Annotated in this window: 11 protein-coding genes; 6 read left to right on the plus strand and 5 right to left on the minus strand. The window is 54.3% G+C overall.

The features are described 5' to 3' along the window. Positions 1-34 precede the first annotated feature (34 nt). The 3 genes from sdaA to pabB all read right to left on the minus strand — a co-directional run bounded on the left by sdaA (position 35) and on the right by pabB (position 3,526). A complete protein-coding gene (sdaA, locus tag OGV74_RS09635) occupies positions 35-1,399 on the minus strand; it encodes an L-serine ammonia-lyase (protein WP_003020994.1) in 1,365 nt (454 codons plus the stop codon). A 183-nt stretch (positions 1,400-1,582) separates the two neighbouring features. Continuing rightward, positions 1,583-2,161: a CoA pyrophosphatase gene (locus OGV74_RS09640; RefSeq protein WP_003020991.1), complete on the minus strand. Its 579-nt coding sequence runs from the start codon at positions 2,159-2,161 to the stop codon at positions 1,583-1,585. A 3-nt stretch (positions 2,162-2,164) separates the two neighbouring features. Next, the gene (pabB, locus tag OGV74_RS09645; protein ID WP_199880181.1) at positions 2,165-3,526 is read right to left on the minus strand and encodes an aminodeoxychorismate synthase component 1; all 1,362 of its coding nucleotides are present in this window, start codon (positions 3,524-3,526) and stop codon (positions 2,165-2,167) included. 83 nt (positions 3,527-3,609) lie between these two features. Here pabB and OGV74_RS09650 point away from each other — a divergent pair, with 83 nt between their 5' ends. Then, positions 3,610-3,789 carry a YoaH family protein gene (locus tag OGV74_RS09650; RefSeq protein WP_003020986.1) on the plus strand — a complete coding sequence of 60 codons (180 nt, stop codon included), beginning with the start codon at positions 3,610-3,612 and terminating at the stop codon, positions 3,787-3,789. A gap of 6 nt (positions 3,790-3,795) precedes the next feature. Here the strand turns inward: OGV74_RS09650 and OGV74_RS09655 are convergent, their stop codons facing one another. Further along, positions 3,796-4,140, minus strand: a complete 345-nt coding sequence (locus OGV74_RS09655; RefSeq protein ID WP_086504164.1) for a RidA family protein — start codon at positions 4,138-4,140, stop codon at positions 3,796-3,798. A 140-nt stretch (positions 4,141-4,280) separates the two neighbouring features. Between OGV74_RS09655 and yoaA the strand changes: the two genes are divergently transcribed. The 5 genes from yoaA (at position 4,281) to rnd (ending at position 10,714) form a co-directional block, all read left to right on the plus strand. Next, positions 4,281-6,191: a DNA repair helicase YoaA gene (gene yoaA / locus OGV74_RS09660; protein ID WP_003020980.1), complete on the plus strand. Its 1,911-nt coding sequence runs from the start codon at positions 4,281-4,283 to the stop codon at positions 6,189-6,191. Between the two features lie 58 nt (positions 6,192-6,249). Continuing rightward, positions 6,250-6,945, plus strand: a complete 696-nt coding sequence (gene tsaB / locus OGV74_RS09665) for a tRNA (adenosine(37)-N6)-threonylcarbamoyltransferase complex dimerization subunit type 1 TsaB (protein WP_086504163.1) — start codon at positions 6,250-6,252, stop codon at positions 6,943-6,945. A gap of 94 nt (positions 6,946-7,039) precedes the next feature. Beyond that, a complete protein-coding gene (locus tag OGV74_RS09670) occupies positions 7,040-7,624 on the plus strand; it encodes a Slp family lipoprotein (RefSeq protein ID WP_003020975.1) in 585 nt (194 codons plus the stop codon). A gap of 204 nt (positions 7,625-7,828) precedes the next feature. Next, a complete protein-coding gene (fadD, locus tag OGV74_RS09675; RefSeq protein WP_003020970.1) occupies positions 7,829-9,514 on the plus strand; it encodes a long-chain-fatty-acid--CoA ligase FadD in 1,686 nt (561 codons plus the stop codon). A gap of 84 nt (positions 9,515-9,598) precedes the next feature. Next, entirely contained in the window at positions 9,599-10,714 is a 1,116-nt protein-coding gene (gene rnd / locus OGV74_RS09680; RefSeq protein WP_199880209.1) for a ribonuclease D, read from the plus strand. A gap of 50 nt (positions 10,715-10,764) precedes the next feature. On the opposite strand, the gene OGV74_RS09685 is transcribed toward rnd, so the two are convergent. Continuing rightward, positions 10,765-11,850 (minus strand): tartrate dehydrogenase, encoded by a 1,086-nt coding sequence (locus OGV74_RS09685; RefSeq protein ID WP_086504161.1) that lies wholly within the window; start codon positions 11,848-11,850, stop codon positions 10,765-10,767. Positions 11,851-11,950: the final 100 nt, after the last annotated feature.

Consider the following 11,950-nt stretch of genomic DNA (forward strand, 5'->3'; position numbering starts at 1 on the left):
CGCCCATCCGTCGCAGATGGGCGAAAATTAAGTATTAGTCACATTGAACTTTGATCGCCAGGCCACCGCGCGACGTTTCGCGGTATTTGGCGTTCATGTCTTTACCCGTTTCGTACATAGTCTCAATGACTTTATCCAGCGAGACGCGCGGCGCGCTGGTACGGCGCATTGCCATACGCGCAGCGTTGATCGCCTTCACTGAAGCAATTGCGTTACGCTCAATGCACGGAACCTGTACCTGACCGGCAACCGGATCGCAGGTTAACCCGAGGTTATGTTCCATGCCGATTTCAGCAGCAACACACACCTGCTCCGGGCTTGCGCCTAACAGTTCAGCCAGACCCGCGGCAGCCATGGAGCAGGCTACGCCCACTTCACCCTGGCAACCTACTTCTGCACCAGAGATAGAGGCGTTCATTTTGTACAACGCGCCAATCGCACCGGCCGCCAGGAAATAGCGGGTATAGATATCCGGGCTAACGGACTCAATGAAATGATCGTAATAGGCCAGTACCGCAGGCACGATACCGCAGGCACCGTTGGTTGGCGCTGTCACTACGCGACCGCCCGCGGCGTTTTCTTCGTTAACGGCCAACGCAAACATGTTCACCCAGTCGATCACGTTCATTGGATCGTTGGACAGCTTATCGCTGGAAACCAGCATACGACGCAGGGCTGAAGCACGGCGAGGAACGCGCAGCGGACCCGGCAGCACACCTTCGGTGTTCATGCCACGATCGATACATGCCTGCATGGTTTGCCAGACGTGGCCAAAGTACTCTTCAATCTCTTTCTTACTGTGCAGCGCAAGTTCGTTCTGCATTGCCATGCCCGAAAGAGACAGGCCGGTGCTGTTACAATATTCCAGCATTTCAGTAGCGGATTTGAACGGATAAGGCACGCTGACCTCGCCCGAGGCATCCTGACCAAAATGTTCTTCATCAACGATGAATCCACCGCCGATTGAGTAGTAGGTTTTGCTATAAATGACGGTTTCGCCATTGTACGCATGGATCTGCATTCCGTTTTCATGCAGCGGCAGGTTGCCGTTGTGAAAACGCATCCCGTCATTCTGCGGGAAATCCACTTCGTGCTGACCCTGCGCAAGCAGCAGGCGTCCACGCGTTTCTACGTCGCGGATAAATCCGGGGATGCTATCAATATCCACGGTAGCAGGCTCATTGCCCGCCAGACCCATAATAATGGCGATATCGGTGTGGTGACCTTTACCCGTGAGCGACAGTGAACCATACACGTCGACGGCGACACGAGTAACGCTGTCCAGTAATCCTTTTTCGACCAGGTCATCGACGAACTGTTTACCCGCCTTCATAGGCCCTACGGTATGGGAAGATGAGGGACCAATCCCCACCTTAAACATGTCGAATAGACTAATCACGATAATACTCCTACAGGGCGACTGGGCTTTCCAGTAACGATGTTATAACTGCGCATAGTGTAAGAGGGAACGCGGCGATCGGCTTAACTATTCACATGAATTAAACTAATAGATAACCGCGGTTTTACTAATGTTGTGACCTGAGTTTCAAGTTGTCTATTGTGTGCGTAAAGATAAGTATAGTCAGGGCTTGACGCCAATTTGCAGCGCCAGCTCACGAATTATTCCGGCAGTCATTCCCCAGACGAAATATTGCTCATACCAGGAAAGCCATACGCGATGTGAATCGCCACGACGGTAAATATCCAACGGGTGGTAACGACCTAAATGCAGGGCCTGGGCCAGCGGCATTTCGAACACTGCGGAAACTTCATCTTCACTGGCGCGATACGGCAGATTAGGCGGGATAATGCCTACCACAGGGGTGACCTGGAAACCGGTCACGCTGTCGACAGGCGGCAGAACGCCAATCACTTCTACGCATGAAGGTGGGATCGCCACCTCCTCCTGCGCTTCGCGAAGGGCGGCGGCAATTAACGAGGCATCACTGCTATCCACTGCCCCACCGGGGAATGCGACCTGTCCGGCGTGCTTGCGCAGGTGAACGGAACGCTGGGTTAACAGCAACCCCGGCTGTGGGCGACGCACGACGGGGATCAGTACGGCGGCCTGGCGCTGGTTTAACGCGGCATGATTGACCTGCGGGCGCAGGAGTTGAAAGCGCGATAAAAAATCATCAAGCGTCAGGCTGCTGTATTCCACGTGTCAATTCTCCAGTTGGTGCAAAATGCGATTCACTTTATCAAATGTTTCCTGATATTCAGCGTCTTCCTGACTGTCTGCAACAATACCACCGCCTGCGGAGCAATAAATTTGTCCGTTTGTGGCTGTCAGCGTGCGAATGGTAATGCTGGTATCCATATTGCCGCAAAAGCTCAGATAACCAATGCTGCCGCACCAGGCGTTGCGTCTTTGCGGCTCCAGTTCGTCGATAATTTCCATCGCCCGCACTTTCGGCGCGCCGGTAATAGAGCCGCCGGGGAAGGCGGCGCGTAGCAGATCGGTGGCGTATAATGACTCAGGCAGACGTGCGGTAATGGTGCTGACCAAATGATGAACGGCAGGGAACGGTTCGACGATAAACAGCTCCGGAACCTGTACCGAACCCGGTACGGCAACGCGGCCAATATCATTACGCATCAAATCGACGATCATCAGGTTTTCCGCACGATCCTTCGGCGAATTCGCCAGTCGCCGGGCCTGCTCACGATCGGCATCGGTATCTCCAAGCCTCGGTAGCGTGCCTTTAATCGGACGCGTCTGTATGTGCTGGTTTTCCAGCAGAATAAATCGTTCCGGCGAAAGGCTGAGGATTGCACCTTCCTCAAGACGAATAAATGCACTAAACGGGGCGCGGTTGGCGTGATTGAGAGTGACAAATGCCTGCCACTCATCGCCCTGGTAATGCGCCTGAAAACGCTGGGCAAGATTGACCTGGTAACAGTCACCGCTGTGCAGATAATCCTGCACCTGGCGGAATTTTTCGCCGTACTGAGCACGGCTCATATTAGACTGCCACGCCGAAGTTAATGTAAACGGCTCACGCGTTGGCGGTTGTTGCGCGTCGAGCCATTTCAGGCGAGCCTCGACATCGGTATGGCTGAGCAGCGATACGGTCTGCAACTGGTGATCGACAATCAGTGCCCAGTCGTAAATGCCAACGGCCATATCCGGTAGCGTAATATCGCGCTCTGCAATAGTGGGCAGAGATTCGAAGCGTCGGCCAAGATCGTAGCCAAACAGACCTAACGCACCGCCCTGAAACGGCAGGTCGGGGTGATATTCGGGGTGAATCTTGTGTGCGATTAGTGCGGAATGTAATACCGTCATGGGATCATCAAGCGAGCGAGAGGTGGCGTGCCCGTCCTGCACTACGGTCTCTGTAGCTTGCGTAACAAGCGTGGTGACGGGATCCGCCACCAGAATATCAAAGCGGTTATGCGGATGGTCGGCTTGACCCGAATGCAGCAGCATCGCCCAGGGCAGATGGCTTAATGTCGAAAAATAGCGTTCAGCGGCGTCCTGACGCCAGGGTAATGTGATTACTGCGGGAGATAACGTCTTCATCAGTCCTGACTCGTTGCTACTCTACTGGCTAACTGCCCGGTAGCATGAAATAATTAGCGCAGACAATTTAGCAGGAGTTAACAATGTTTGCAGGTTTACCTTCACTCAGTCATGAGCAGCAGCAAAAAGCGGTAGAGCGTATTCAGGAGCTGATGTCGCAGGGGATGAGCAGCGGACAAGCCATTGCTCTTGTTGCTGAAGAGTTACGCGCCAGTCATACCGGCGAGCGGATCGTGGCGCGCTTTGAAGATGAAGACGAATAACGCCGCTTAAACTGCAGCGATAATCTTAATCTCAACTTTGTATTTCGGGTTCATCAACCCGGCCTGAACGGTACAACGTACCGGCGCGTGACCAGCAACAACCCACGCGTCCCAGGCTTTGTTCATGGCGGCAAAATCATTTTTGTCTGCCAGAAACAGGGTGGCATCAATAATACGTGACTTGTTGCTGCCTTGTTTTTCCAGCACCGCATCAATTTGCGCCAGCGTATTTGCCGTTTGCTCAAAAGCGTCTGCATCCAGATTTTCCGGCACGCCGGTGTAATACAGCGTGTTGTTGTGGATAACCACGTCGGACCAACGCGCTTCGGCATCAATGCGCACAATCGTCATAAATCATTCCTCATTTACGTGTTTTCAAATGGCTTTGGGTTGCGCCAAGACTGCCATAATGTTGTGCCCACGTCACCTCTTCAACTGGCGAAAGAGCTGCTGGCCTGACATAATCCCTGTTCAAATGAACAGGGGGCAGTGTGACGGACGATTTTGCAGCAGACGGTCAGTTGGCTAAAGCGATACCGGGTTTTAAACCGCGAGAACCACAGCGGCAGATGGCCATCGCCGTCAGTCATGCCATCGAAAAATCACAACCGTTGGTGGTAGAAGCCGGAACCGGGACGGGTAAAACCTATGCTTATCTTGCCCCAGCGCTGCGTGCCGGAAAGAAGGTCATTGTCTCCACGGGCTCGAAGGCGTTGCAGGATCAGCTATACAGCCGCGATCTCCCGACCGTCGCTAAGGCACTAAAGTTCACCGGTAAACTGGCGCTGCTGAAAGGGCGTTCAAACTATCTGTGCCTTGAACGTCTCGAACAGCAGGCACTCGCGGGTGGTGACTTGCCGGTACAAACGTTAAGCGACGTCATCCTGCTGCGCTCCTGGTCAAATCAAACCCTTGATGGGGACATCAGCACCTGCGTCAGCGTGGCGGAAGACTCTCAGGCCTGGCCGTTGGTCACCAGCACTAATGACAACTGTCTGGGCAGCGACTGCCCGCTGTATAAAGAGTGTTTTGTCGTGAAAGCGCGTAAAAAAGCGATGGATGCCGATGTCGTCGTGGTTAACCATCATCTGTTTCTCGCTGATATGGTGGTAAAAGAGAGCGGGTTTGGCGAACTGATCCCGGAAGCTGATGTAATGATCTTCGATGAAGCGCATCAGCTACCGGATATCGCCAGCCAGTACTTTGGTCAATCGCTCTCCAGTCGCCAGCTGTTAGACCTGGCGAAAGACATCACCATTGCCTATCGCACCGAGCTGAAAGACACTCAGCAGTTGCAAAAGTGCGCCGATCGCCTTGCGCAAAGCGCTCAGGACTTCCGCTTGCAACTTGGTGAGCCGGGCTATCGCGGAAACCTGCGGGAACTGCTGGCCGACCAGCGCGTACAGCGCGCGTTTTTGCTGCTCGATGACACGCTGGAGCTATGTTATGACGTGGCGAAGCTGTCTCTTGGGCGTTCGGCATTGCTGGATGCCGCGTTTGAACGCGCCACACTTTACCGTGCGCGCCTGAAGCGTCTGAAAGAGATCAACCAGCCAGGTTTCAGCTACTGGTATGAATGCACCTCCCGCCATTTCACTCTCGCGCTGACGCCGCTCACTGTGGCGGATAAATTCAAAGAAGTGATGGAACAAAAGCCGGGCTGCTGGATTTTTACTTCTGCGACGCTGTCGGTAAACGATGACCTTCATCATTTCACCGCGAGGTTGGGGATTGAAGATGCCGAGTCGATGTTATTGCCGAGTCCATTTGATTACACGCGCCAGGCGCTGCTGTGCGTGCCGCGTAATCTCCCGCAAACCAACCAGCCGGGGGCTGCGCGCCAGTTAGCATCCATGCTGCGACCTATTATTGAAGCGAACAACGGTCGCTGCTTTATGCTGTGCACTTCGCACGCGATGATGCGCGATCTGGCGGAACAATTCCGCGCCACCATGACGCTTCCCGTTCTGCTGCAGGGCGAAACCAGTAAAGGGCAACTGTTACAGCAGTTTGTCAGCGCAGGTAATGCGCTACTGGTTGCCACCAGCAGCTTCTGGGAAGGCGTGGACGTGCGCGGTGATACGCTGTCGCTGGTGATAATCGACAAACTGCCGTTTACCTCGCCGGACGACCCGCTGTTAAAAGCCCGAATGGAAGATTGTCGACTGCGCGGCGGCGATCCGTTTGAAGACGTCCAGTTGCCGGATGCGGTCATCACCCTGAAGCAGGGGGTAGGGCGTCTGATACGTGATGCCGACGATCGCGGCGTGCTGGTGATTTGCGACAATCGTCTGGTTATGCGGCCATACGGCGCCACCTTCCTGGCGAGTCTTCCTCCTGCGCCGCGGACGCGTGACATAGCTCGCGCGGTTCGCTTTCTTGCCATACCAACGACTGAGTAATTTGTTACGGAGTGTGGTAAGATGCGCGCCAAATTTATTGATCTGATCACAAACACCCATGCGAATTCTGGCTATCGATACCGCCACAGAGGCGTGCTCTGTTGCCCTGTGGAATGACGGTACTATCAAGGCTCACTTTGAGCTTTGCCCACGAGAACACACCCAACGAATTTTACCGATGGTTCAGGAAATCCTGGCCGCTGGCGATCTCACGTTAACCGATATCGACGCCCTGGCGTTTGGTCGGGGTCCCGGCAGTTTCACCGGCGTGCGTATCGGTATTGGCATTGCTCAGGGGCTGGCGTTAGGCGCAAACTTACCGATGATCGGCGTCTCCACCCTGGCGACCATGGCGCAGGGCGCCTGGCGTAAGTCGGGCGCGACTCGTGTACTGGCGGCGATTGACGCGCGAATGGGCGAAGTCTACTGGGCCGAATACCAGCGTGATGACAACGGCAACTGGCACGGTGAAGAAACCGAAGCGGTGTTAACCCCCGAGCAGGTACATGAGCGTTTACTGCAGCTTTCTGGCGAGTGGGTAACTGTTGGGACGGGGTGGCCAGCCTGGCCTGAGCTTGGTAAAGACAGCGGTCTGACGCTCAGCGATGGTGACGTGCTGCTTCCTGCGGCTGAAGATATGCTGCCTGTCGCCATGCAAATGCTGGCTGCGGGTAAGACCGTAGCGGTCGAACACGCGGAACCGGTTTATTTACGTAACACCGTGGCGTGGAAGAAACTTCCCGGTAAAGAATGAATCTTAGTAGTACATCCCCGGTTTATTTTCATAGACGTCGGTGCACAGCATCGTGAACAGGCCGGGGTAGAAGCTAAGAAAAGGGAGTCGCAATATGGCGGTGCAAAAGCAGTTATTGAAAGGTGTGTTGGCGGGGGCCTTGGCGTTAATGCTTAGCGGCTGCGTCACCATACCGGATGCGATTAAAGGTTCGAGCCCGATGCCGCAGCAGGATCTGGTGCGGGTGATGAATGCGCCGCAGCTGTATGTCGGACAGGAAGCGCGTTTTGGTGGCAAAGTGGTGGACATTCAGAACCAGCAGGGAAAATCCCGTCTGGAAATTGCCACCGTTCCGCTCGATAGTGGTGCGCGTCCAGTGCTGGGTGAAGCCTCTCGCGGGCGGATTTATGCTGATGTAAATGGCTTCCTCGACCCGGTGGACTTTCGCGGGCAACTGGTCACCGTCGTCGGCCCGATTAGCGGTACGGTGGACGGAAAAATAGGTAATACGCCGTATAAATTCATGCTGATGCAGGTAACCGGTTATAAACGCTGGCATATTACTCAGCAGATTGTCATGCCGCCTCAGCCTATCGACCCCTGGTTCTACGGTGCGCGTGGCTGGCCTTACGGTGGCTATGGCGGATGGGGCTGGTACAATCCCGGCCCGGCACAGGTTCAGACCATAGTAACAGAGTAACTCTTTGTTTTATTGGTAAAAGAAACAGCGGCCTGTCCGCTGTTTCTGCATTAACGTGGATATAAGAAAAATAAATAGTGACGTGCTTCGCAACCTTGTCGTTGTGTAATAAACAAACTGGTACGCTGAGTTAATATTATGTTAACAGTTTGTTTATTGTCTGGGGTTGTGATGACGACGAATACGCATTTTAGAGGTGATGTATTGAAAAAGGTTTGGCTTAACCGTTATCCCGCTGGTGTTCCTGCGGAGATCAATCCTGACCGTTATCAATCCCTGGTGGAACTCTTTGAACACTCAGTAAGACGGTATGCCGATCAGCCCGCGTTTGTAAACATGGGGGAGGTGATGACCTTCCGCAAGCTTGAAGAGCGTAGCCGTGCGTTTGCCGCTTATTTGCAACAGGGGCTCGGGCTGAAAAAGGGCGATCGCGTCGCGCTGATGATGCCGAATCTGCTGCAATATCCGGTCGCGCTGTTTGGGATTTTACGTGCCGGCATGATTGTCGTGAACGTGAACCCGCTGTACACGCCTCGCGAGTTGGAACATCAGCTCAACGATAGCGGCGCGTCGGCGATTGTCATCGTATCTAACTTTGCCCACACGCTGGAAAAAGTAGTCGACAAAACGTCTGTGCAACACGTGATCCTGACGCGTATGGGCGATCAGCTGTCCACCGCCAAAGGGACGCTGGTTAACTTCGTCGTCAAGTATATCAAGCGTCTGGTGCCGAAATATCACCTGCCGGATGCCATCTCGTTTCGCAGTGCGCTGCAAAACGGTTATCGCATGCAGTATGTGAAGCCCGAAGTCGTGTCGGAAGATTTGGCGTTCCTGCAATATACTGGCGGGACAACCGGCGTGGCGAAAGGCGCGATGCTTACACACCGCAACATGCTGGCTAACCTGGAGCAGGTTAACGCCACCTATGGCCCGTTGCTGCATCCGGGTAAAGAGCTGGTGGTAACGGCCCTACCGCTGTATCACATTTTTGCGCTAACGATGAACTGCCTGCTGTTTATTGAGCTAGGTGGTCAAAACCTGCTGATTACTAACCCGCGTGATATTCCGGGGCTGGTAAAAGAGCTGGCGAAGTATCCATTTACCGCGATGACCGGCGTCAATACGCTGTTTAACGCGCTGCTGAATAACAAAGAGTTCCAGCAACTGGATTTCTCTTCACTGCACCTCTCGGCGGGTGGCGGAATGCCGGTTCAACAGGCGGTAGCTGAACGTTGGGTGAAGCTGACAGGTCAGTATCTGCTGGAAGGCTACGGCCTGACGGAGTGCGCGCCGTTGGTAAGCGTCAACCCTCACGATATCGACTACCACAGCGGCAGTATCGGGTTACCGGTGCCTTCCACCGAGGTCAAGCTGGTGGACGACGACGACAACGAAGTGCCGCCGGGAGAACCGGGGGAGCTCTGCGTGAAAGGCCCGCAGGTGATGCTGGGCTACTGGCAGCGACCAGACGCCACTGACGAAATCGTCAAAGACGGCTGGCTGCACACCGGCGATATTGCAGTAATGGATGATGAAGGCTTCCTGCGTATTGTCGATCGTAAGAAGGACATGATCCTCGTGTCCGGCTTTAACGTCTATCCGAACGAAATTGAAGACGTGGTTATGCAACATCCTGGCGTGCAGGAAGTGGCTGCGGTTGGTGTTCCGTCCGGCAGCAGCGGTGAAGCGGTAAAAATTTTCGTGGTGAAGAAAGACGCCTCGTTAACCGATGAAGCGCTGGTCACTTTCTGTCGTCGTCACCTGACGGGCTATAAAGTACCGAAGCTGGTGGAGTTTCGCGATGAGTTGCCGAAATCTAACGTCGGTAAAATTTTGCGACGAGAATTACGTGACGAAGCGCGCGCCAAAGTGGACAATAAAGGCTGAGCGTTAAGTCAGCCAGCAGAAAACGCCGGGTAATCCGGCGTTTTTTTTGGCGCAAACCTAAGAGAGCACGATTTGAATTATCAAATGATCACCACGGACGACGCGTTGGCCACGCTGTGCGAAGCCGTCCGTGAATTTCCGGCGATAGCCCTGGATACAGAATTTGTTCGCACGCGTACCTATTATCCGCAGTTGGGGCTGATCCAGCTGTTTGATGGCAAACACGTTGCTCTGATTGATCCGCATGGGATCACCGACTGGTCGCCGCTGCGCGATATTCTGCGTGATACTACCATCACCAAATTCCTACATGCAGGTAGCGAAGATCTGGAAGTGTTTCTCAACACTTTTGGCGAACTGCCGCAGCCGTTGATTGATACACAAATTCTGGCTGCTTTTTGCGGTCGTCCGCTGTCGTGGGGCTTTGCCGCGATGGTGGAAGAGTTTACGGGCGTGGCGCTCGACAAAAGCGAGTCGCGTACCGACTGGCTGGCCAGACCGCTGACCGAGCGTCAGTGTGAGTACGCGGCGGCTGATGTCTGGTATCTATTACCGATCACCACAAAACTGATGGTCGAAACTGAAGCCAGCGGCTGGCTGCCAGCCGCACTGGACGAATGTCGCTTAATGCAGCAGCGTCGCCAGGAGGTTCTGGCACCTGAAGACGCATGGCGCGACATCACCAACGCCTGGCAACTGCGTACCCGTCAGTTGGCCTGCCTGCAACTGCTTGCCGACTGGCGACTGCGTAAAGCTCGTGAGCGCGATCTGGCGGTGAACTTTGTGGTGCGTGAAGAACACCTGTGGTCGGTCGCTCGTTATATGCCAGGGAGTCTGGGTGAGCTGGATAGTCTGGGACTTTCCGGCAGTGAAATTCGCTTCCACGGCAAGACGCTGATCTCCCTGGTAGAGAAGGCACAGGCCTTACCGGAAGAGTCGCTGCCGCAGCCGCTGCTGAATTTGATGGATATGCCAGGCTATCGCAAGGCGTTCAAAGCCATTAAGACGCTGGTTACTGAAGTGAGTGCGGAACATAATCTTAGCCTCGAGCTGCTTGCTTCGCGTCGTCAGATTAACCAGTTGCTCAACTGGCACTGGAAATTAAAGCCGCAGCAGTCCCTGCCGGAACTGATTTCCGGTTGGCGTGGCGAGTTGATGGCAGAACGACTCAACGCGCTGCTGCAGGAATACCCACAGTAGAAAACCTAAAAAAACGGGAGCTGGCGCTCCCGTTTTTAATCGGATTTGAGTTAGCGACACAGTGCCTGACGAATGGCTTCACCTACCTGTTGGGTGGTGGCGCTGCCTTTCATATCTGGCGTTTTCGGGCCGCTGGCAATGATCTGCTCAATTGCCGCCAGAATACCGTCGTGGGCGGCTTTATAGTTGGTATCACCGTTGCCAAGGAAGTCGAGCATCATGGCTCCAGCCCAGATAGTCGCTATAGGGTTGGCGATATTCTGACCGTAGATATCCGGGGCTGAACCGTGTACCGGCTCGAACAGGGACGGGAAGGTGCGTTCCGGATTTAAGTTGGCAGAAGGCGCAATGCCAATCGTTCCGGTACAGGCTGGACCGAGATCGGAGAGGATGTCACCAAACAGGTTGGAAGCAACCACGACGTCAAATCGCTCAGGCTGCATGACAAAGCGGGCGCACAGAATATCAATATGCTGTTTATCCCAGCGGATCTCAGGATAGTGTGACGCCATCGCTTCGACGCGTTCATCCCAGTAGGGCATGCTGATGGCCAGCCCATTGGATTTGGTCGCCGAAGTCAACGTTTTGCGTGGTCGACTTTGTGCCAGTTCAAAGGCATAACGCAAAATTCGGTCGACGCCACGGCGGGTGAAGACCGACTCCTGGATCACCATCTCGTGTTCAGTACCTTCGCTCACGCGTCCGCCGAGGGCAGAGTATTCTCCCTCGGTGTTTTCGCGTACGACGTAGAAATCAATGTCGCCAGGCTGCTTGCCAACCAGTGGGCAAGGAACTCCCGGAAACAGGCGCACCGGGCGCAGGTTGACGTACTGGTCGAATTCGCGGCGAAACTTAAGCAGCGAACCCCATAATGAGATGTGGTCAGGCACGGTGTCCGGCCAGCCAACCGCGCCAAAATAGATAGCATCGAAGGATTGCAACTGCTCATGCCAGTCATCGGGCATCATTTTGCCGTGATGGGCGTAGTATTCGCAGCTGGCCCATTCCATTTGCTCAAAGCTGAGCGACAACCCCCAACGCTCGGCGGCTGCCTGCAAAACATGAATGCCCTCAGGCAGGACTTCTTTACCAATGCCATCTCCGGGGATAGCGGCGATACGCCAGGTTTTCTTCATAGCAGCTCTCACTTGTGCGCCATCAAAATTGACTTTCCCCTTATCCTATAATTGACTGATTAATAGTTAATCCCCCTAACTGGTGAAACATAAAACACAG

The organism is Citrobacter sp. Cf116 (assembly GCF_030336505.1).
In the GTDB taxonomy this organism is placed as follows: domain Bacteria; phylum Pseudomonadota; class Gammaproteobacteria; order Enterobacterales; family Enterobacteriaceae; genus Citrobacter; species Citrobacter freundii.

Bases quoted from the DNA above. Each gene is read 5' to 3' on its own strand.
- OGV74_RS09655 (WP_086504164.1), bottom strand. From the start codon at position 4,140: ATGACGATTGTGCGCATTGATGCCGAAGCGCGTTGGTCCGACGTGGTT.
- OGV74_RS09650 (WP_003020986.1), top strand. From the start codon at position 3,610: ATGTTTGCAGGTTTACCTTCACTCAGTCATGAGCAGCAGCAAAAAGCG.
- pabB (WP_199880181.1), bottom strand. From the start codon at position 3,526: ATGAAGACGTTATCTCCCGCAGTAATCACATTACCCTGGCGTCAGGAC.
- OGV74_RS09685 (WP_086504161.1), bottom strand. From the start codon at position 11,850: ATGAAGAAAACCTGGCGTATCGCCGCTATCCCCGGAGATGGCATTGGT.
- tsaB (WP_086504163.1), top strand. From the start codon at position 6,250: ATGCGAATTCTGGCTATCGATACCGCCACAGAGGCGTGCTCTGTTGCC.
- rnd (WP_199880209.1), top strand. From the start codon at position 9,599: ATGATCACCACGGACGACGCGTTGGCCACGCTGTGCGAAGCCGTCCGT.
- OGV74_RS09670 (WP_003020975.1), top strand. From the start codon at position 7,040: ATGGCGGTGCAAAAGCAGTTATTGAAAGGTGTGTTGGCGGGGGCCTTG.